The following is a 19,554-nucleotide window of genomic DNA, read 5'->3' as shown; positions in this document are numbered from 1 at the left end:
TCAACGGCGCCAGTCAGCGCCATTTTAAGGCCGCGTAGTATAGCGGTTCGCGCCCTTATAAGAAAGGTTTAACGTCGCCGACGCCTTCACGCAAGACCACCGGGGAATCGTCAGTTAAATCGATGACCGTGGTCGGCTGCTGGCCGAGATAGCCGCCGTGGATAATCAGCTCCACCTGCTTCTCCAGACGATCCTTAATCTCTTCCGGGTCAGACTCGGTAAATTCACTGCCCGGCAGCATCAGCGATGTAGAGAGCATCGGCTCGCCCAGTGCTTCCAGCAGCGCCAGCGCAATCGGATTCGACGGCACACGCAGGCCGATGGTCTTACGTTTTTCCTGCAACAAACGGCGCGGCACTTCTTTCGTCCCTTTCAGGATGAAGGTGTAGTTGCCTGGCGTATTATTTTTAATCAAACGAAAAGCCACGTTATCGACAAACGAATAGGTCGACAGTTCGGACAGGTCACGGCACATCAGCGTAAAGTTGTGTCCATCCGGCAGGTGGCGAATGCGACAAATGCGCTCCATTGCACCTTTATCTTCAATTTTGCAGCCCAACGCATAGCCGGAATCGGTTGGATAGACAATCACCCCGCCCTTACGCACGATTTCAACGGCCTGATTGATCAGCCGCTGCTGCGGGTTTTCGGGATGAATATAAAAAAACTGGCTCATACTTTCCTCTCTGTAATCTCAGGCTGTTCCCAAAGTTGCCAGACGCCTTCTACGCCCGCGGGCAACCAGAGTTTACGACCCAGTTCAATCCACGGGCAGGGCTGATGAAAATCAGATCCCTGCGATGCCCACAATTGATGCTGGCGCGCAAGCGTCGCCAGATGGGTGCGTTCATTGGGAGACTGTTGGCACTGCGCCACTTCCATCGCGTCACCACGGTGTTCAGCGAAGTATGCAACCAGTCTTTTCAGCCACTTAGCGCTAAGATCGTACCGCCCAGGATGAGCCAGAACTGCCTTACCGCCAGAATGATGAATGACATCAATAGCTTGTTCTATTGTACACCACTGCGGCGGAACGTAACCGGTTTTCCCACGGGCAAGGTATTTTTTAAAAACATCCGCGATTGTCGTGGCTTTTCCGCACTCCACCAGAAAACGCGCAAAATGACCCCGAGTGACCGCCCCGCCATCAGCCAGACGCAACGCGCCTTCCCATGCGCCGGGAATATGCGCTTTATCGAGTCGTTCAGCAATCAGGCGCGCGCGCTGCTGACGACGTTCCGTTTGTTGCGCCAAAAACTCGCACATCAGTGGATGAGAAATATCAATATTCAGACCCACAATATGGATCTCATGATTTTCCCACACCGTAGAAATCTCAACACCTGAGATCAGATTTAACGCTAAACCCGAACGTGAAATTTCTTCTCTTGCCGCCGCAATACCAGCCGTGGTGTCATGATCGGTGATCGCCAGTGTACCGACTCGCATCTCTACCGCACGGTGTACTAAGGCTTCAGGGGTTAATCGCCCATCAGAGGCTGTAGTATGACTGTGCAGGTCATAAATCACTGCGTAATTCGTGTCGCTCAAGGCGGCTCCCGTTTAAATAAATGTCGTAACGCGCCCATCATAGCGGTTTCGACAAATTTACTGAAATCAGGTGTTGACTTTACTCCATCGAACTAGTTAACTAGTACGCAAGTTCACATGAAGAAGGTATCTGAGATGAAAGCAACATTTGTCCTGCACGGTTGGTGGCGCACTTCCTGATTTCGGGCAGTGTCTTACGTCTGCAATATGCAACCAGATACCCGGCCCGCCAACTGAGCGGGCTTTTTTTTGAACAAAATTAATGAGAACAACGATGCAAACACAAAAACCGACACTCGAACTGCTTACCTGCGATGCCGCCTACCGTGAGAATCCAACAGCGCTGTTTCATCAGGTGTGTGGCGCGCGTCCAGCGACGCTGCTGCTTGAATCCGCAGATATTAATAGCAAAGATGATCTGAAGAGCTTGTTGCTGGTCGACAGCGCGTTGCGCATCACCGCTCTGGGTGACACTGTCACTATCAAGGCCCTATCCGCGAACGGCGCATCGCTGCTACCCCTGCTGGATGCTGCGCTGCCTGCTGGCGTTGAAAACGAACAACAGCCGAACATTCGCCATTTGAAATTTCCCAATGTAAGCCCGTTGCTGGATGAGGACGCCCGCTTATGTTCCCTTTCCGTATTTGACGCTTTTCGTTTATTACAGGAACTGGTCAATGTCCCTGCGCAAGAACGTGAAGCGATGTTCTTCGGCGGTCTGTTTTCCTATGACCTGGTTGCCGGTTTTGAGGATTTACCTCAGCTTGAGGCGGGCAATCGTTGCCCGGACTACTGCTTTTATCTGGCAGAGACGCTGATGGTCATCGACCACCAGAAGAAAAGTACCCGCATTCAGGCCAGCGTGTTTACCCCCAGCGATGGCGAAAAACAGCGTCTGAACGCTCGTCTGGCGCAACTGAGTCAGCAGCTTACCGAGCCTGCACCGCCGCTGCCCGTGACAGAAATTCCGCAGATGCGCTGCGAATGTAACCAGAGCGATGAAGAATTTGGCGCTGTGGTGCGCGGGATGCAAAAAGCCATTCGCGCAGGCGAGATTTTCCAGGTAGTTCCGTCCCGCCGTTTCTCATTGCCCTGCCCGTCACCGCTGGCGGCCTACTATGTGCTGAAGAAAAGTAATCCCAGCCCGTATATGTTTTTCATGCAGGACAACGATTTCACGCTGTTCGGCGCCTCTCCGGAAAGCTCGCTGAAATATGATGCCACCAGCCGGCAGATTGAGATCTACCCGATTGCCGGAACGCGTCCGCGCGGTCGCCGGGCGGATGGCTCGCTGGACCGCGATCTCGACAGCCGTATCGAGCTGGAGATGCGTACCGATCATAAAGAACTTTCCGAGCACCTGATGCTGGTTGACCTTGCGCGTAACGACCTGGCGCGCATCTGCACGCCGGGTAGCCGCTACGTTGCAGACCTCACCAAAGTGGATCGGTACTCCTTCGTGATGCACCTGGTTTCCCGCGTAGTCGGCGAACTGCGTAGCGATCTGGATGTGCTGCATGCGTACCGCGCCTGTATGAATATGGGCACGCTAAGCGGTGCGCCGAAAGTTCGCGCCATGCAGCTTATCGCCGAGGCCGAAGGTCGTCGCCGTGGCAGCTATGGCGGCGCGGTAGGCTACTTTACCGCCCATGGCGATCTGGATACCTGTATTGTGATTCGTTCCGCCCTCGTGGAAGACGGTATTGCCACCGTACAAGCCGGTGCCGGGATTGTTCTGGATTCTGTTCCGCAGTCTGAAGCCGATGAAACCCGTAATAAAGCGCGTGCGGTTTTGCGTGCTATCGCCACCGCGCACCACGCACAGGAGACTTTCTAATGGCTGACATTCTGCTGCTCGATAACATCGACTCATTTACCTATAACCTGGCGGATCAGCTGCGTACTAACGGTCATAACGTGGTGATTTACCGCAACCATATTCCGGCCCAGACGTTAATTGACCGCTTAGCAACCATGAAAAACCCGGTGCTGATGCTCTCTCCGGGGCCCGGTGCGCCAAGCGAAGCGGGCTGCATGCCGGAGCTGTTAACTCGCCTGCGCGGCAAGTTACCGATTATCGGTATTTGTCTGGGGCATCAGGCGATTGTTGAAGCCTACGGCGGCTATGTCGGTCAGGCAGGCGAGATCCTGCACGGTAAAGCGTCCAGCATTGAACACGACGGTCAGGCAATGTTCAGCGGTCTGGCGAATCCATTGCCGGTAGCGCGTTACCACTCGCTTGTAGGCAGCAACGTTCCGGCCGGATTGACCATCAACGCCCACTTTAACGGCATGGTGATGGCGGTCCGTCACGATACCGATCGCGTGTGTGGCTTCCAGTTCCATCCGGAATCGATCCTCACCACCCAGGGCGCGCTTCTGCTGGAGCAAACGCTGGCCTGGGCGCAACAGAAACTCGAGCAGACCAATACGCTGCAACCTATTCTGGAGAAACTGTATCAGGCTCAGACGCTGTCCCAACAGGAAAGCCACCAGCTGTTCTCTGCCGTAGTACGCGGTGAACTGAAGCCGGAACAACTCGCTGCGGCACTGGTGAGCATGAAAATTCGTGGCGAACACCCGCATGAAATTGCCGGTGCGGCAACCGCGCTGCTGGAAAACGCCGCCCCGTTCCCGCGCCCTGATTATCTGTTTGCCGATATTGTCGGTACCGGCGGTGACGGTAGTAACAGTATCAATATCTCCACGGCCAGCGCTTTCGTTGCGGCGGCCTGTGGACTGAAAGTGGCCAAACACGGCAACCGCAGCGTCTCCAGCAAATCTGGCTCTTCGGATCTGTTGGCGGCATTTGGCATTAATCTGGACATGAACGCCGATAAATCCCGTCAGGCGCTTGACGATCTTGGTGTGTGCTTCTTGTTTGCACCGAAATACCACACCGGTTTTCGCCACGCCATGCCGGTACGCCAACAGTTGAAAACCCGCACGCTGTTTAACGTACTCGGTCCGTTGATTAACCCGGCGCATCCACCGCTGGCGCTGATCGGCGTTTACAGCCCGGAACTGGTGCTGCCGATTGCCGAAACGCTGCGCGTATTGGGATATCAGCGTGCCGCGGTCGTACATAGCGGCGGCATGGATGAGGTTTCGCTGCATGCGCCGACTATTGTGGCAGAGCTGCATGATGGCGAAATCAAGAGCTATCAACTGACGGCGGAAGACTTTGGCCTGACGCCTTACCATCAGGAACAGCTGGCGGGCGGCACGCCGGAAGAAAACCGTGACATTCTTAGTCGCTTGTTACAAGGTAAAGGTGAAGCCGCTCATGAAGCAGCCGTTGCCGCGAATGTCGCCATGTTAATGCGCCTGCACGGTGAAGAAGATTTAAAAACCAATGCGCAAACCGTGATTAATGTGCTGCGTAGCGGCGCGGCCTATGACCGTGTCACTGCGCTGGCAGCAAGAGGGTAAATGATGCAAACCGTTTTAGCGAAAATTGTCGCTGACAAGGCGATTTGGGTAGAAGCCCGGAAACAACAACAACCGCTGACCAGCTTTCAAAATGACGTACAACCCAGCGCTCGTGATTTCTACGATGCGCTGCAAGGCGCGCGTACCGCCTTTATTCTGGAGTGCAAAAAAGCCTCGCCATCGAAAGGCGTGATCCGTGATGACTTCGACCCGGCACTGATTGCGGACGTGTATAAACATTACGCATCTGCGATTTCCGTGCTGACCGATGAAAAATATTTCCAGGGCAGCTTTGATTTCCTGCCCATCGTCAGCCGTATCGTGTCGCAGCCCATCCTGTGTAAGGACTTTATTATCGATCCTTACCAGATTTACCTGGCGCGTTTCTACCAGGCGGACGCCTGCCTGCTGATGCTGTCAGTGCTGGACGATGAGCAATATCGTCAACTCGCCGCCGTGGCCCATAGTCTGAAGATGGGTGTTCTGACCGAAGTCAGTAACGAAGAAGAGCTGGAGCGTGCTATCGCTCTGGGCGCCAAAGTTGTTGGTATCAATAACCGTGATTTACGCGATCTGTCGATTGACCTGAATCGCACCCGCCAACTGGCGCCTCGTCTGGGTCATGGCGTAACCGTCATCAGCGAGTCCGGTATTAATACCTACGGCCAGGTACGCGAACTCAGCCACTTCGCCAACGGTTTTCTGATTGGCTCTGCGCTGATGTCGCATGATGACCTGCACGCCGCCGTGCGTCGGGTTCTGCTTGGCGAGAACAAAGTTTGCGGTTTGACCCGGGCTCAGGATGCAAACGCGGCATATGAAGCGGGCGCAATATATGGCGGGTTGATTTTCGTGCCCTCATCTCCGCGCGCGGTTAGCGTTGAGCAGGCGCGAGAAGTGATAAGCGGTGCGCCATTGCAGTATGTCGGCGTGTTCCGTAACACCGAGATTACCGAGGTGTGCGACAAAGCGTTGGCCCTGGGACTGAGTGCAGTGCAATTGCATGGCAGCGAAGATCAGACCTATGTTGACGCCCTGCGCGATGCGCTGCCCAAACAGGTGCAAATCTGGAAAGCGCTGAGCGTGAGCGAAACATTGCCAGCCAGGGATTATCAGCATGTCGATAAGTACGTGTTCGACAACGGCCAGGGCGGTAGCGGTCAACGCTTCGACTGGTCGCTTTTAGGCGGGCAATCGCTGGATAACGTTTTACTGGCTGGCGGACTTGGCGCCGATAACTGTGTCAACGCGGCAAAAACCGGCTGTGCCGGGCTCGATTTTAATTCTGGCGTAGAGTCACAGCCGGGCATCAAAGATGCACGACTCCTGGCTTCGGTCTTTCAGACGCTGCGCGCATATTAAGGAAAAGGACATGACAACATTACTCAATCCGTACTTTGGTGAATTTGGCGGTATGTATGTGCCACAAATTCTGATGCCTGCCCTGCGTCAACTGGAAGAAGCTTTCGTCAGCGCGCAAAAAGATCCTGAGTTTCAGGCGCAGTTTACCGATCTGCTGAAAAACTATGCTGGTCGTCCAACCGCGCTGACCAAATGCCAGAACATTACTAACGGGACCAACACCACGCTGTATCTTAAGCGTGAAGATTTATTGCACGGCGGTGCGCACAAAACTAACCAGGTGTTGGGTCAGGCGTTACTGGCGAAGCGTATGGGGAAAACGGAAATCATCGCCGAAACCGGCGCGGGTCAGCACGGCGTTGCATCGGCGCTGGCCAGTGCATTGCTGGGTCTGAAATGCCGTATTTATATGGGTGCGAAAGACGTTGAGCGTCAGTCGCCTAACGTTTTCCGTATGCGTCTGATGGGAGCAGAAGTCATTCCTGTTCATAGCGGTTCTGCAACGCTGAAAGACGCCTGTAACGAAGCCCTGCGCGACTGGTCTGGCAGCTACGATACCGCACACTATATGCTCGGGACAGCGGCGGGACCGCATCCCTTCCCGACCATTGTACGTGAGTTCCAGCGCATGATCGGCGAAGAAACAAAAGCGCAGATTCTGGAAAAAGAAGGTCGTTTGCCGGACGCTGTTATCGCCTGCGTGGGCGGTGGTTCTAACGCCATCGGCATGTTTGCCGATTTTATTAATGAAACCAGCGTCGGTCTGATCGGCGTAGAGCCAGGCGGTCACGGGATCGAATCCGGTGAACACGGCGCACCGCTGAAACATGGTCGTGTCGGGATTTACTTTGGCATGAAATCCCCGATGATGCAGACTGAAGAAGGACAAATTGAAGAGTCTTACTCTGTTTCCGCAGGTCTGGATTTCCCGTCTGTCGGGCCGCAGCATGCCTACCTGAACAGCATCGGTCGCGCCGATTATGTTTCAATCACTGACGATGAAGCGTTGGAAGCCTTTAAAACGCTGTGTCTGCACGAGGGGATCATCCCGGCGCTGGAATCCTCCCATGCCCTGGCACACGCCCTGAAAATGATGCGTGAGAATCCGGAAAAAGAGCAGTTACTGGTGGTTAATCTCTCCGGTCGCGGCGACAAAGACATTTTCACCGTACACGATATTCTGAAAGCGCGAGGGGAAATCTGATGGAACGTTACGAAAATCTTTTTGCACAGCTGAAGGACCGCAAAGAAGGTGCTTTTGTCCCCTTCGTAACCCTGGGCGATCCGTCGGTCGAACAGTCACTGAAAATCATTGATACGCTGATTGAAGCTGGCGCTGATGCGCTTGAACTCGGCATTCCGTTCTCCGATCCGCTGGCGGACGGTCCGACCATACAGGAAGCTACACTGCGGGCATTTGCCGCGGGCGTGACACCGTCACAATGCTTTGAGATGCTGGCATTGATTCGTCAGAAACACCCCACCATTCCAATTGGTCTGCTGATGTATGCCAACCTGGTGTTCAGCAAGGGTATTGACGAATTCTACGCTCAGTGCGAGAAAGTCGGCGTGGATTCTGTTTTGGTGGCAGATGTGCCTGTTGAGGAGTCTGCGCCATTCAGAGCTGCGGCGCTCCGCCACAACATTGCGCCTATTTTTATCTGCCCGCCGAACGCTGATGAAGAACTGCTGCGCCAGATTGCCTCTTACGGTTGCGGCTATACCTATCTGCTTTCGCGTGCCGGCGTGACTGGCGCTGAAAATCGTGCGGCGTTACCGCTGCATCATCTGGTCCAAAAGCTGAAAGAATATGGTGCTCCTCCGTCATTACAGGGCTTTGGTATCTCTGCACCTGACCAGGTGACCGGCGCGATTGAAGCCGGTGCTGCCGGGGCAATTTCCGGTTCAGCGATTGTGAAAATCATTGAGAAGAATGTTGCCGCACCTGAGCAGATGCTGGCGGAGCTGAAAGCCTTTGTCAGCGCGATGAAAGCGGCCACGCCTTACTAAGCTAAATCAACCGCCAGAGACTCCTGGCGGTTTTACCCTTCTTTCTTGTGCTTCATTTTATACATGGCGTTATCCGCATTCTGAATTGCCACATCCAACTCGCCGTTCACTTCCGCAATCCCCCACGATACTGACAATGGCACAGTATGACCGTCCACCACAAACACATGACTGGTCACCTGCCCGCTAATGCGTTGCGCAATTGCCGTAGCGTCACTTGCCTGCGAGCGAAACAACAGGATCATAAACTCATCCCCGCCGGTACGAATCACGATATCGTGACTGGTTCGAGTGTTAGACAGCATTCTGTTAGCGATAATTTGCAGCGCCCGATCGCCTGCCGCATGACCCCAGGTATCATTTACAGTCTTGAACTTATTGCAATCCAGTAGCACCACCGAGCAGTGCGATAAATCACGACGTTTGATGATATCGAGAATTCGGCGGTTAAAGCAGCCGGTCAGCGTGTCTATATAAACCTTGAGGTCGCTTTCATTCAGCCAGGATTTTAGTGAGAAACTGATCATGATAAAAAAGAACGGCGCCAGCAGAATCACGATCCCAGCCTGTGTGTCGCGTGTCATAAAACGGCCTAATGACAGCGAATAGTGCAATGCATATTTATCTGATAACTTGCGCACCATCAGGCGCGTTTTATCCACGCATTTACCGGATAAACAGAGGCTTTCATTGTTGGTTAAATTCACCAGCGCCACGTTCAGACTCTGTGGCATTTGATAGTCAAATGCATTAGCCAGCGCCTCCTGCAACTCAGGCTTTGAATGGTCATAGACCAGATAGGCCACGATTTGATCTGATATTTCTTTGCCAGACAGATCGTAGATATAGCTCACCACGCTGTAAGCTTTTTCGCCGGTAATTTTATCGGTATAGAAGTTCGTGGAGCTAAGGGCTTTGTTTTTGACGTTTTTTTGCAACAGTCGGGTATAGAAATCGACGGGCGGATAGAAAAAGTTGGTGATATCCCGCGCCATGTCAGAACTGGAGAAGCTGAAATGGCGCGAGTCAGACGCCATGAACCAGTAAAAATAATCCGAGTTTTTAGCAATGATGTAACGATGCGCATCAAAACTGCCCGGGTTTAACTCATTCACCATGCCACGTATAAACTCCGCCGCCGCATACATACACAAAGCGCCACGGCTGGTTTGCTGGGTAATGATTGTCCCCGTTGCCGAATGCACCCGCTTTGGGTCGGCGTTAATTCCCCATTCATCTTTATTCCTGGGGGTGAATTGCGATATATTGCCACATTGATCGTCGTTTTTGATGTGATGATAACGTTCACCAATCGCATCAGCGATCAGTTCATTGTCATTGAAAATATCCAGCATCCGAGCTTGCAGGCGGTTAATGCCTTCACTGGTGGTGGCTATACGCTGTTCGTAGATGATAAACAGAAACAACGAGGTAAATACCAGAGTAATCAGCCCCGATACCAGCAGTGCCTGCCTGTTTCTGAGCTTATCCTGCACAATCTTCACGAGCCCACCCTGATAGTTAACAGTATTGCCAAACCGGTTATCCGATTATGTTGCTGCATAACGATGCTGTATGTTGATAGAGAATGTTAACCTTCCTGAGACTAATGATGATTTGAAATAGCGTCGCTCTTGGGCGTGAATTAAAGTTACAACCTTATACAATAAAAGCACATTTTTGTTAACATAAATGCAAACTAATCCTCCCCTTCAATGGGATACCCTGCCCGACGAATAGCCTCTCTACAGTCGTTCACACCGGCGGCATACCCTGCTTCGATCTCACAAACTGGACTGGCGCTGCAATAGGGCAGTTTAACCGGAGTGGCAATACGTTTCTCTATAATCTCAATTTTATTCATGCAATTCAGCAACTCACGCGCCACAGTCAGGGCAAACTCAGCCGTATCATCGCCGGTGAATGATTCCAGAAGTGTGATTTTTTGCTGGAGCTGATGGCGGGTTAACATCGTCAATACTCTTAAAGCCAGTTTGCTTAAAGAATAGCATTACATCGAAAAGGAGAAGTACGCGCTGAGGATTCTGGCGGCAAATCTTGACCACAGCCACAGTTATGGCTGTGACCGAGCGCGGTTTCCTCGTGCTTTTAAGGTCCATATCCGCAGGTAGCGAATGACTCTGGCCCAACCCACATTTGATCTCAGATGTGGTCGTTGTTTTTAATGTGTAAGAGATGAGCATAGAAACGCTGACGCAGCAATATCATAAAGTTTTGGTGATGATTTGCAGGTAAATCATATTAAATATGAATATTGCATTGGCTCATCAAGGCTAAAATCATTATAGTGTCAGAGTTATGCAGTTATTTTTTACAAGGCCATCATAATTTCAGTTAGGTTATGTTACCAAATCGTAACTTAATTGTTATGCAGATATAAAGCATAGCAAATGCTATTTTTACTTAACTCAAATCTACTCCGTACAATTTTCAATAGCCAAAGGAATCAAACCACAGGACAACGACTAAATAGCATTGAATAAAGCGACATAAAGGCAATCACACCCTGGACAGGTCTGTGAGGTTGCCACATGTAACTTATTTACCCTTAATAATTACATGAATAAACAATAAAAGCGCATAAGAAGGAAATTCTTATGCTTAAAAATATTTTCTTTGCCAGGATATTTGGGTCCGTAAATTAAAAATCATGTCTATCCAGCTTAACCTTCAAATGGTCAGAAGTGGTTTGCGCCCACTTAATATTACCCCGCTAATCATTTCCGTTTTAATTATTGCAGTCGTTAATGTTTTGAGTGCAAAATATAACGCTGTAATTAATCGGACGCTTGTGTTTTTCATGATCATGCTTTCATTGCGATGCATACAGTATGTCTTTTTCAGAAATATTCTGGCCGCTTTAATTTTAATACCCGTCGCAGGTGACATTACTCTTCAACTGCATGCCTGGAATAATTACAGTTCAGAATTTAGTTATGGATTTGCGTTAAGTATTTTGAATACAACGCCCAGCGAAGCAGTGGCGATGCTGAGATTATATTGGCGTGACTGTGTTACGTTCTTTACACTTGTAATATTTTTTATTTACTCTATAAACACTGGCGCGAGACCTGTACCCTATCGATTTCGCCACTACCCAATGGTTATTTTGGGATTAATAATTTTTCTTTTATTTTCGCAAGCTTATCTCCACCAGATAAGAAAAAGTAATGTTGAAAGTTTGGTACAACGAGTGATCCGTTCCACTCCGGTAAGTACCGGAAAAGAGTTTATGCAGGCGATGCAAGATAACGCCATAATTTCTGATATCGGTACAAACATTCCCAATTATAAGATAACAGTAACTGATACAGGAATCGAAAACTATATATTGATAATCGGGGAATCTGCGCGTACGTTAAACATGGGGATTTATGGATACGCAAGGGATACCACACCTGAACTTATCAAACAAAAGCAGCAACTTTTACTGTTTCAGAACGCGATTGCGCCTGCACCGGTAACAATCATGGCCGTCCCCCTGGCACTTACTGCTGACTCAGTGCAAACCCGTAACCCTCGTAACTACAGCGATAATATTATTAATATCACAAACCAGGCTGGCTATGATACATACTGGTACAGTCGCCAGGGAAATGGAGGTGCGCATAACAATATAATTACCGGGATTGCCATGAATGCACATCAACATGAATGGGTAGAATATGGCTATGATGAGGCCTTGCTACCGTTATTGCATCAGGCATTACAGAAACCAGGTAAGAAACTTATTGTCCTGCATTTATATGGCAGTCATGAGCCTTCCTGTCAACGTTTTCCAGAAAGTGATACTGTCTTATTTGGTCAAAGCAAAGCCGATGACTGTTATGACAATTCAATTCGCTATACCGATAAACTTATGGGTAATATATTCAATGAACTGGAAAACACTCGCTCATCAGTAATGTATTTTTCCGACCATGCGCTGATCCGCGATCCTGCACGCTCTGTGGTTTATTCCCACGGTGGTGTCAGACCGCCTAAAGAGGCATTACAAATCCCCATGTATATTTGGTACAGCCAGTTAGTTGATGAAAAAACAAAGTTCACCGGAGATTATAATACTCCGTGGTCTTCCGATGATCTTAATTCGCTTGCAGAATTGTGGCTTGGCATCCATCGTCAGGGTAATGCGAAAAAGTCTATGAAATCCTGGTTAATAAACTACAAAAAGGAGATTTTCGTCATGGATACCACAGGAAAAAAATACAACTGGAATGATGTTCGTTAATGCTGAAGAGTTAGCAAAACTGGTCGTAAAACGACCAGTTTTGCAGAATGGCTTTACAGAAAAATTTAAAAACGATAACCCGCAGAGAACATAAACACCCACGGATCGAGGCGTACGCTGTCTCGCTGCTGGACGCCACCCAGTTTGTAACTTGCTGTGGTATCGATATCCATGTACCAGACCGACATGTTAATCAGCCAGTCGCGGTTAATCAGATAGTCCATACCGACTTGCCCTGCCGCACCCCAGGAATCTTTCAGACTCAGGTCCGATAAGCCGGTTTTTTTGCCGTTATCATTAAAGCCCTCATCGAAGAAGGTGGTGTAGTTCACACCGACGCCAACGTAAGGACGCAGTTTGCTGCTGGAGTCGCCGAAGTACCATTGTGCCATTAACGTCGGCGGTAAGTGGTGCACAGTGGCAATATCGCCCGTCGTGGCAGTCCCAATTTTATGACGGAAGGGCGTCGCAGCCAGTAATTCAACACCGATATTGTCGGTTGCCATGTAAGTGAATGTTAGCCCCAACTGGGTGTTATTACTGACATCAAAGCCGCCTAAACTTCCCAGCGTTCCCCCCGCACCTTCCGTCGGCCTGACGGTGGCAGAACCCGCACGAATGAAGAATTCTCCAGCCTCATGCGCGAATGCGTTACCAGAGAGAAGAGTTGTTAAAGCCAATGCTGCAACTGTTAATTTTTTCATGTCCGCTCCATCGTTATGGTTATAAAAGCGGAACAAATATACCCACATTGGAGTAATAAGTGATCTTACCTGGATCACATTGACTTTGATAATTTAACATTTATTGATCCAGATTAAGTTAGAACTTGCATTCAAAATCCTGGTTAAATTAATTCAGATCAATTTTGATATATTTTCGCCATGCAAGTGTCCGACACCCGCTGATGATAAGCGTTGCTTATTTGCTCATGATGGGCAGAGAACAACCAGCGTTCTTGCATAACGCTGAAGTCATAGCCAAAAATTACCGGAGCTTTACAAAGATATGCCTTTCCATACATCGTGCGATGCTGCCACTGTAGAGTTATCCAGGGTACAATTGCCCGCAAATGAACACCTGCAAAACTCAAGGAGAGTGCATGTCTATCACGGCGAAATCCGTTTACCGTGACACGGGAAACTTTTTCCGTAATCAATTCATTACCATCTTGCTGGTATCGTTGTTGTGCGCGTTTATCACAGTGGTGTTAGGGCATGCCTTTTCTCCCACCGACGCCCAAATTGCGCAACTCAGTGAAGGGGATCAGTTAACCAGTAGCGTGGGTCTGTTTGATCTGGTACAAAATATGACCCCGGAGCAACAGCAAATTCTGCTACGCGCTTCCGCGGCGTCGACATTTTCAGGCCTGATTGGTAATGCCATCCTCGCGGGAGGTATCATCCTGATGATTCAGCTGATTTCAGCAGGTCATCGGGTCAGCGCGTTACGCGCCATCGGCGCCAGTGCGCCAGTACTGCCTAAGCTGTTTATTCTGATTTTTCTGACTACTCTGCTGGTACAAATCGGTATTATGCTGGTGGTTGTGCCCGGTATTCTGCTGGCCATCCTGTTAGCACTCGCACCGGTGATGTTGGTACAGGATAAAATGGGTGTCTTTGCCGCTATGCGCAACAGTGTGCGTCTGGCATGGTCTAATATGCGACTGGTAGCGCCGGCAGTGATCGGTTGGCTGCTGGCAAAAACGCTGCTGTTGCTTTTTGCGCCAAGTTTTGCGGTACTTACGCCGAACGTAGGCGCGGTATTGGCGAATACGCTGAGCAATATGATCTCCGCCGTGTTGCTGATCTATTTGTTCCGCCTGTACATGCTGATTCGCCAATAAACCCTGAACGCATACCGGGCGCATGCCTGGTGCTTTTGATGACGGAATCGATGAATGAAGCAGTTTCTTGATTTTTTACCGCTGGTTGTCTTTTTTGCTTTTTATAAGCTTTACGACATCTACGCGGCGACCTCGGCACTGATTGTTGCGACGGCTGTGGTTCTGATTTACAGCTGGGTTCGCTATCGCAAGGTCGAGAAGATGGCGTTAATCACCTTTGTTCTGGTGGCCGTATTCGGCGGCCTGACTATCTTCTTCCACAACGATGAATTCATTAAGTGGAAAGTTACGGTGATTTACGGACTGTTTGCCGGTGCGCTGCTGGTTAGCCAGTGGGTGATGAAAAAGCCGCTAATTCAGCGGATGTTAGGCAAAGAGCTTACCCTGCCGCAGCCAGTGTGGTCGAAGCTTAATGTAGCCTGGGCCATCTTTTTCATTCTGTGTGGTCTGGCGAATATCTATATCGCTTTTTGGCTGCCGCAGAATATTTGGGTCAACTTTAAAGTATTCGGCCTGACAGCCCTGACCTTATTGTTCACGCTGCTGAGCGGTGTCTATATTTACCGCCATCTGCCGCAGGAAGATAAATCGTAATACTTGCTCGCCAGATCAACCGATCTGGCGAATTTTTATCCCCTCACGTTCCTCATTGCCATTAACCCGGCTAACTTCCGCTCCGCACGCCGCATCCCTCTGTTCTCAACGCGCAAATTCTAGTAGCATCGCGCCTGTAATCTTTCTCTATAGTCGGTTCAACAATGACAACAACGAATAATACTCCCCAGGGTGAACTGGTTTTACGCACTCTGGCTATGCCTGCCGATACCAACGCGAACGGTGATATTTTTGGCGGCTGGCTGATGTCACAAATGGATATAGGTGGCGCTATTCAGGCCAAAGAGATCGCGCATGGTCGTGTGGTAACGGTGCGCGTTGAAGGAATGAGCTTTTTACGCCCGGTTGCCGTAGGTGATGTGGTTTGTTGCTATGCGCGCTGCGTGAAGCGCGGGACGACTTCGATCAGCATTAATATTGAAGTCTGGGTGAAGAAAGTTGCTTCAGAACCTATCGGCCAGCGCTATAAAGCCACCGAAGCCCTGTTTATCTATGTTGCCGTTGATAAAGACGGTAAGCCTCGCCCAATCCCTACCTTGGGCTGATAAGTCACGATAGCATCGCCATCCGGCAATCTCACAATTCATTGCTTATTGCCGGATGGCGGCGAACCGCCAAATCCGGCTTGCGCCTTATTCGATCTGCGTTGCGCCGTTCAGACGGAACACGATATTCACTACCAGTCCGGAACCTGGTTTACCGGCTTCATAGCGCCATCTGCGCATCGCATTTTTTACTTCACGCTCAAACATATTCGCCGGCTGCGCGGACAGTATTTCCACATTTTCAACACGCCCGTCTGGTGTAACGTCAAATTTGACTTTGACGCGCCCCTCTATGCGCAACGCCTGTGCTCGCGCCGGATACTGTGGCTGATTTCGGCTTAAAGCGCGTGGGCCTGCTGGCGCACTTACCGCCAGTTTACTGGTTGCCGGCGCGCTACTGGTCGTTGGACGCGCTGGCGCCGTGTTTTCAAACGGGGACGCCGGACGCGGCTCTGCTGGTTTAGCATCACGTTTGGGCTGCTCTACCACTTTTTTCACCGGTTTTGGCTTCGGTTTAGGCTTGGGCTTCGGTTTTTCAATCACTACCGGCGCCTCTTTTGGCGGCTCCGGGATCGGCTCTGGTTCCGGTTCAGGCTCGACGACGGGTTCCGGCGGCGGCTGAACGGCCTGAGGTGGTTCGAGATCGGCAGGCGCGACCATCGTAACGGAGATCGGCTGCGCTGGCGCAGGCAGTTCAATAACCTGATGTACCGAGGTATACAATAGACCCGCCACTACAGCACCATGGATGCCGACGGAGAGTAACGTTGGCCAGGGAAAGCGACGAGGTAAATCAAGGGTCATTGAAGTCATAATCGTTTCAGTTAAAAAACCAGGCCCTGATTTTAAATGCAAATAGCAATCATATTCAATAAGGTCTGGACGGTAAGCTGCATTTAAAACACGATTTTATGTAAAAAAACCTTCATGACAATGTGGTCTTAACAAATCCGTTATCTTTACGTTGCAGTTGACATGCCTTTCCAATAACGTAATTAACGACTTTTACCGATTAAGGAGCTCTACCCGTGCTGTACGTTATTTATGCTCAAGATATCGCAGACTCTCTCGACAAACGCCTTTCCGTGCGCCCTGCTCATCTGGCCCGTCTGCAACTCCTGCATGACGAAGGACGACTGCTCACGGCAGGACCGATGCCAGCCGTTGACAGTAACGATCCAGGTGTCGCGGGTTTTACCGGCTCGACGGTGATAGCAGAATTTGAATCTATCGAGGCCGCGCAGGCGTGGGCAGAAGCCGACCCCTATGTGGCCGCTGGCGTGTACGCACAGGTTTCTGTGAAACCCTATAAGAAGGTTTTTTAAATTTAACTAATTCACATTAAATTCAAATAAATACAAACAAACACCCACCTAAAATTCAAATTAAGGGCGCATTTAGGTACACATTAACCTACGCGCCCTCTCTTTTAGTTACCGCCTATACTTTCAGTCTGACATATGGCTGGAGGTTTCTATGTGTGGACGCTTTGCACAGTCAATGACACGTGAAGATTATCTTGTCTTGCTCGCTGATGAATCAGAACGCGATATTCCATACGATCCAGAACCCATCGGAAGATTCAATGTAGCGCCAGGAACAAAAGTTCTGCTTCTGAGCGAACGTGATGAGCAGCTGCATCTTGATCCAGTGATCTGGGGATACGCCCCCGGTTGGTGGGATAAACCGCCGCTCATTAACGCACGGTCTGAAACTGCGGCCACCAGCAGAATGTTTAAACCACTCTGGCAGCATGGCCGCGCGATTTGCTTTGCTGATGGATGGTTTGAGTGGAAAAAGGAAGGGGACAAGAAGCAACCCTACTTTATTCACCGGGCAGACGGTCAGCCAATTTTTATGGCGGCGATCGGCAGCACACCATTCGAACGTGGAGATGAAGCAGAAGGTTTCCTGATAGTGACAGCTGCGGCCGACAAAGGGCTGGTAGATATACACGACAGGCGGCCTCTGGTACTTTCACCAGAAGCCGCTCGCGAATGGATGAGGCAGGACATTGGAGGGAAAGATGCTGCGGAAATTGCTGCCGACGGTTCAGTGTCGGCTGATAAATTTATATGGCATGCCGTAACACGTGCCGTCGGGAATGTGAAAAATCAGGGAGCAGATTTAATTAAGCCTGTTACTTAACCTGAAGAAGGTCCTCATAGCGGGTCGTGTATCGTGGTGACAGCATCTCTCTCTTCATCGCCCATTGTTGTTGGATCCCCTGTCCGGCGAAATAAAGCGCCCCCTTTCCTTCCTTTGCATTCAGATAATCCAGAACTTCCATCAATTTCTCACTACCCCGGCGCGGCGCATTATCATCGAACAGATTCAACTGGGCGATGCCCTGACTGAAGAAGTCCCCCAGCATTACCCCGGCTTTCTGATATCGGTGTCCGTCTTTCCATATTGCATCCAGACTCCTCGTCGCTGCTGCAATGATATCCCGGCTGTCCTGTGTCGGGGTGAGCAGCTTCACCGACGCGCTGTTACCGTAGTACGGCTCGTTCAGCGCAAAGGGTGACGTTTTAACAAACGTAGATATGTAGCGGCAATACTGATGCTCTCCACGTAACTTTTCTGCGGCGCGCGACGCATAGCTGCAGATGGCCTGTCGCATAGCGTCATAATCCGTAATACGTTCTCCGAATGATCTGGAACAGACAATTTCCTGCTTTACGGGGGCAAACTCCTCCAGTTCAAGACAGGGTTCACCGCGCAGTTCGCGCACCGTTCTCTCGAGGACTACATTGAAGTGCTTCCGGATAAAACGAATATCAGTATCAGCCAGATCCAGAACCGTTTTAATCCCCATTGCCTCCAGCTTTTTGCTGATACGGCGCCCTACTCCCCAGACCTCATCAACCGGCAGTGCAGCCATCAGTTTGCGCTGGCGATCCTGGTTAGATAAGTCCACCACCCCACCCGTTTGTCTCTGCCATTTTTTGGCTGCATGATTCGCCAGTTTCGCCAGCGTCTTTGTCTGGGCAATACCAACGCCAACCGCCAGACCCGTATTTTGATAAACGGCATCTTTTAATTCCTGCCCAAATTCCTGCAGAACCCGGCAGTTTCTTACACCTGTCAGATCACAGAAGGCTTCATCAATTGAATATATTTCGCAGCGGGGAGACATTGCCTCCAGCGTGGACATTACTCTGCTGGACATATCTGCATAAAGCTCGTAATTGCTGCTGAAACAAACCACACCATATCGAAGGAATAAGTCCTTCTGCCTGAAATACGGATCCCCCATTTTCACACCAGCTCTTTTGGCTTCAGCGTTGCGGGCGATCACGCAGCCATCGTTATTTGACAGAACAACTACCGGCCTGCCTTTCAGATCTGGCCGGAATGCAGTCTCGCAACTCGCATAAAACGAGTTCACATCAACCAGGGCAAACATATCAGCTTGCCGCTTTCACGATAAACGTCACCACCCCAAAGATATCCAGCGTATCTTCGCTGTTTATCGTAATGGGTGCATAAGCATTGTTTTCAGGAACAAGCATCAGTATTGGATGTAACTGAAGACGTTTAACCGTGAACTCGCCATCGATGGCAGCGATAACAATATCTCCATGTGAAGGCTTTCTGGAACGGTCGACTACAAGCAAATCGCCATTTCCGATCCCCGCCCCGACCATAGAATCACCCGATGATTTAACAAAATAGGTTGCGCTGGGATGCTGTACCAGCAGGTCATTGAGATCGATGCCTTTTTCAACGTAGTCCTGCGCTGGAGAAGGAAAACCGCATGGAACAAGATCACTAAATAAGGGAAGCGCAACTATCTGGCGCAACTCAGCTGGTGAATAAAACTTCATAATAAACTCACTCACATTTATACTGTTTATACATACAGTATATACTGGCATTAAACACAGTAAAGAGGAGTTAAAGCATGTCCGTGGAACTCGTTTATGACAAAAGGAATT

General features: G+C 50.2%; 20 protein-coding genes, 1 pseudogene and 1 other annotated feature. Of the genes and pseudogenes, 13 read left to right on the top strand and 8 right to left on the bottom strand.

The window, feature by feature from the left end; genetic code table 11:
• Nucleotides 1-55: 55 nt before the first annotated feature.
• Both FDX11_RS17660 and rnm read right to left on the bottom strand, forming a co-directional pair.
• The gene (locus FDX11_RS17660; protein WP_042308069.1) at nucleotides 56-676 is read right to left on the bottom strand and encodes an L-threonylcarbamoyladenylate synthase; all 621 of its coding nucleotides are present in this window, start codon (nucleotides 674-676) and stop codon (nucleotides 56-58) included.
• Nucleotides 673-1,551 carry an RNase AM gene (gene rnm, locus FDX11_RS17655; RefSeq protein WP_137398311.1) on the bottom strand — a complete coding sequence of 293 codons (879 nt, stop codon included), beginning with the start codon at nucleotides 1,549-1,551 and terminating at the stop codon, nucleotides 673-675. Before rnm ends, FDX11_RS17660 begins: the two co-directional genes overlap by 4 nt.
• A 135-nt stretch (nucleotides 1,552-1,686) precedes the next feature.
• On the opposite strand from rnm, the gene trpL reads away from it, so the two are divergent.
• From trpL to trpA, 6 genes are all read left to right on the top strand, one after another.
• A complete protein-coding gene (gene trpL / locus FDX11_RS17650) occupies nucleotides 1,687-1,731 on the top strand; it encodes a trp operon leader peptide (RefSeq protein WP_012905981.1) in 45 nt (14 codons plus the stop codon).
• Nucleotides 1,708-1,802, top strand: a sequence feature (Trp leader region). Its footprint overlaps the gene before it by 24 nt.
• A 23-nt stretch (nucleotides 1,803-1,825) precedes the next feature.
• Entirely contained in the window at nucleotides 1,826-3,388 is a 1,563-nt protein-coding gene (locus FDX11_RS17645) for an anthranilate synthase component 1 (protein WP_042308066.1), read from the top strand.
• Nucleotides 3,388-4,983 (top strand): bifunctional anthranilate synthase glutamate amidotransferase component TrpG/anthranilate phosphoribosyltransferase TrpD, encoded by a 1,596-nt coding sequence (trpD, locus tag FDX11_RS17640; protein WP_038640980.1) that lies wholly within the window; start codon nucleotides 3,388-3,390, stop codon nucleotides 4,981-4,983. The genes FDX11_RS17645 and trpD overlap by 1 nt, the downstream gene beginning before the upstream one ends.
• Before the next feature lie 3 nt (nucleotides 4,984-4,986).
• A complete protein-coding gene (gene trpCF / locus FDX11_RS17635; protein WP_137398331.1) occupies nucleotides 4,987-6,345 on the top strand; it encodes a bifunctional indole-3-glycerol-phosphate synthase TrpC/phosphoribosylanthranilate isomerase TrpF in 1,359 nt (452 codons plus the stop codon).
• Nucleotides 6,346-6,355: 10 nt separating this feature from the next.
• Complete coding sequence (gene trpB / locus FDX11_RS17630; protein ID WP_042308063.1) at nucleotides 6,356-7,549, top strand: tryptophan synthase subunit beta; 1,194 nt, start codon at nucleotides 6,356-6,358, stop codon at nucleotides 7,547-7,549.
• Nucleotides 7,549-8,355, top strand: coding sequence for a tryptophan synthase subunit alpha (gene trpA, locus FDX11_RS17625; RefSeq protein WP_061381237.1), 807 nt, complete (start codon nucleotides 7,549-7,551; stop codon nucleotides 8,353-8,355). The genes trpB and trpA overlap by 1 nt, the downstream gene beginning before the upstream one ends.
• Before the next feature lie 32 nt (nucleotides 8,356-8,387).
• Here trpA and FDX11_RS17620 read toward each other — a convergent pair whose 3' ends face one another.
• Together FDX11_RS17620 and FDX11_RS17615 are read right to left on the bottom strand one after the other, a co-directional pair.
• Nucleotides 8,388-9,860: a GGDEF domain-containing protein gene (locus FDX11_RS17620; RefSeq protein WP_137398310.1), complete on the bottom strand. Its 1,473-nt coding sequence runs from the start codon at nucleotides 9,858-9,860 to the stop codon at nucleotides 8,388-8,390.
• 194 nt (nucleotides 9,861-10,054) lie between these two features.
• Nucleotides 10,055-10,327 carry a hypothetical protein gene (locus FDX11_RS17615; protein WP_042308060.1) on the bottom strand — a complete coding sequence of 91 codons (273 nt, stop codon included), beginning with the start codon at nucleotides 10,325-10,327 and terminating at the stop codon, nucleotides 10,055-10,057.
• 699 nt (nucleotides 10,328-11,026) lie between these two features.
• Here FDX11_RS17615 and FDX11_RS17610 point away from each other — a divergent pair.
• Nucleotides 11,027-12,607, top strand: a complete 1,581-nt coding sequence (locus FDX11_RS17610) for a phosphoethanolamine transferase (protein WP_042308059.1) — start codon at nucleotides 11,027-11,029, stop codon at nucleotides 12,605-12,607.
• Nucleotides 12,608-12,672: 65 nt separating this feature from the next.
• Here FDX11_RS17610 and ompW read toward each other — a convergent pair whose 3' ends face one another.
• On the bottom strand, nucleotides 12,673-13,311 hold the full coding sequence (gene ompW, locus FDX11_RS17605) for an outer membrane protein OmpW (RefSeq protein WP_042308058.1): 639 nt from the start codon (nucleotides 13,309-13,311) through the stop codon (nucleotides 12,673-12,675).
• Between the two features lie 283 nt (nucleotides 13,312-13,594).
• On the opposite strand from ompW, the pseudogene FDX11_RS25540 reads away from it, so the two are divergent.
• The 4 genes and pseudogenes from FDX11_RS25540 to yciA all read left to right on the top strand — a co-directional run.
• Nucleotides 13,595-13,681: pseudogene (locus tag FDX11_RS25540) on the top strand (YkgJ family cysteine cluster protein); the annotation flags it as partial.
• Nucleotides 13,682-13,709: 28 nt separating this feature from the next.
• On the top strand, nucleotides 13,710-14,453 hold the full coding sequence (locus tag FDX11_RS17600; protein ID WP_042308057.1) for a YciC family protein: 744 nt from the start codon (nucleotides 13,710-13,712) through the stop codon (nucleotides 14,451-14,453).
• A gap of 54 nt (nucleotides 14,454-14,507) precedes the next feature.
• Nucleotides 14,508-15,047, top strand: a complete 540-nt coding sequence (locus FDX11_RS17595; protein WP_042308056.1) for a septation protein A — start codon at nucleotides 14,508-14,510, stop codon at nucleotides 15,045-15,047.
• 164 nt (nucleotides 15,048-15,211) lie between these two features.
• A complete protein-coding gene (gene yciA / locus FDX11_RS17590; protein WP_038640996.1) occupies nucleotides 15,212-15,613 on the top strand; it encodes an acyl-CoA thioester hydrolase YciA in 402 nt (133 codons plus the stop codon).
• 87 nt (nucleotides 15,614-15,700) lie between these two features.
• Here the strand turns inward: yciA and tonB are convergent, their stop codons facing one another.
• Complete coding sequence (gene tonB / locus FDX11_RS17585; protein WP_137398330.1) at nucleotides 15,701-16,417, bottom strand: TonB system transport protein TonB; 717 nt, start codon at nucleotides 16,415-16,417, stop codon at nucleotides 15,701-15,703.
• A 224-nt stretch (nucleotides 16,418-16,641) separates the two neighbouring features.
• Between tonB and FDX11_RS17580 the strand changes: the two genes are divergently transcribed.
• Together FDX11_RS17580 and FDX11_RS17575 are read left to right on the top strand one after the other, a co-directional pair.
• Nucleotides 16,642-16,938 carry a YciI family protein gene (locus tag FDX11_RS17580; protein WP_042308055.1) on the top strand — a complete coding sequence of 99 codons (297 nt, stop codon included), beginning with the start codon at nucleotides 16,642-16,644 and terminating at the stop codon, nucleotides 16,936-16,938.
• A gap of 151 nt (nucleotides 16,939-17,089) precedes the next feature.
• Nucleotides 17,090-17,761: an SOS response-associated peptidase gene (locus FDX11_RS17575; RefSeq protein ID WP_137398309.1), complete on the top strand. Its 672-nt coding sequence runs from the start codon at nucleotides 17,090-17,092 to the stop codon at nucleotides 17,759-17,761.
• Here FDX11_RS17575 and FDX11_RS17570 read toward each other — a convergent pair.
• Both FDX11_RS17570 and FDX11_RS17565 read right to left on the bottom strand, forming a co-directional pair.
• A complete protein-coding gene (locus FDX11_RS17570; RefSeq protein WP_137398308.1) occupies nucleotides 17,754-19,022 on the bottom strand; it encodes a Y-family DNA polymerase in 1,269 nt (422 codons plus the stop codon). The two genes, FDX11_RS17575 and FDX11_RS17570, sit on opposite strands and share 8 nt — an antisense overlap.
• Before the next feature lies 1 nt (nucleotide 19,023).
• The gene (locus FDX11_RS17565; RefSeq protein ID WP_137398307.1) at nucleotides 19,024-19,443 is read right to left on the bottom strand and encodes a translesion error-prone DNA polymerase V autoproteolytic subunit; all 420 of its coding nucleotides are present in this window, start codon (nucleotides 19,441-19,443) and stop codon (nucleotides 19,024-19,026) included.
• Between the last annotated feature and the right edge of the window lie 111 nt (nucleotides 19,444-19,554).

It is taken from the genome of Citrobacter sp. wls714, from assembly GCF_005281025.1.
Lineage (GTDB): Bacteria > Pseudomonadota > Gammaproteobacteria > Enterobacterales > Enterobacteriaceae > Citrobacter > Citrobacter werkmanii.
The sequence above is the reverse complement of the archived record's forward strand: the minus strand, read 5'-3'. Positions and strand labels throughout refer to the sequence as shown.

What these genes read in the sequence shown, in the direction of transcription:
- FDX11_RS17615 (WP_042308060.1), bottom strand. Translation starts at nt 10,327, where the DNA reads ATGTTAACCCGCCATCAGCTCCAGCAAAAAATCACACTTCTGGAATCA.
- trpCF (WP_137398331.1), top strand. Translation starts at nt 4,987, where the DNA reads ATGCAAACCGTTTTAGCGAAAATTGTCGCTGACAAGGCGATTTGGGTA.
- FDX11_RS17575 (WP_137398309.1), top strand. Translation starts at nt 17,090, where the DNA reads ATGTGTGGACGCTTTGCACAGTCAATGACACGTGAAGATTATCTTGTC.
- FDX11_RS17600 (WP_042308057.1), top strand. Translation starts at nt 13,710, where the DNA reads ATGTCTATCACGGCGAAATCCGTTTACCGTGACACGGGAAACTTTTTC.
- FDX11_RS17565 (WP_137398307.1), bottom strand. Translation starts at nt 19,443, where the DNA reads ATGAAGTTTTATTCACCAGCTGAGTTGCGCCAGATAGTTGCGCTTCCC.
- trpD (WP_038640980.1), top strand. Translation starts at nt 3,388, where the DNA reads ATGGCTGACATTCTGCTGCTCGATAACATCGACTCATTTACCTATAAC.
- FDX11_RS17660 (WP_042308069.1), bottom strand. Translation starts at nt 676, where the DNA reads ATGAGCCAGTTTTTTTATATTCATCCCGAAAACCCGCAGCAGCGGCTG.
- FDX11_RS17595 (WP_042308056.1), top strand. Translation starts at nt 14,508, where the DNA reads ATGAAGCAGTTTCTTGATTTTTTACCGCTGGTTGTCTTTTTTGCTTTT.
- tonB (WP_137398330.1), bottom strand. Translation starts at nt 16,417, where the DNA reads ATGACCCTTGATTTACCTCGTCGCTTTCCCTGGCCAACGTTACTCTCC.
- FDX11_RS17610 (WP_042308059.1), top strand. Translation starts at nt 11,027, where the DNA reads ATGTCTATCCAGCTTAACCTTCAAATGGTCAGAAGTGGTTTGCGCCCA.
- FDX11_RS17570 (WP_137398308.1), bottom strand. Translation starts at nt 19,022, where the DNA reads ATGTTTGCCCTGGTTGATGTGAACTCGTTTTATGCGAGTTGCGAGACT.
- trpB (WP_042308063.1), top strand. Translation starts at nt 6,356, where the DNA reads ATGACAACATTACTCAATCCGTACTTTGGTGAATTTGGCGGTATGTAT.
- FDX11_RS17645 (WP_042308066.1), top strand. Translation starts at nt 1,826, where the DNA reads ATGCAAACACAAAAACCGACACTCGAACTGCTTACCTGCGATGCCGCC.
- trpA (WP_061381237.1), top strand. Translation starts at nt 7,549, where the DNA reads ATGGAACGTTACGAAAATCTTTTTGCACAGCTGAAGGACCGCAAAGAA.
- yciA (WP_038640996.1), top strand. Translation starts at nt 15,212, where the DNA reads ATGACAACAACGAATAATACTCCCCAGGGTGAACTGGTTTTACGCACT.
- ompW (WP_042308058.1), bottom strand. Translation starts at nt 13,311, where the DNA reads ATGAAAAAATTAACAGTTGCAGCATTGGCTTTAACAACTCTTCTCTCT.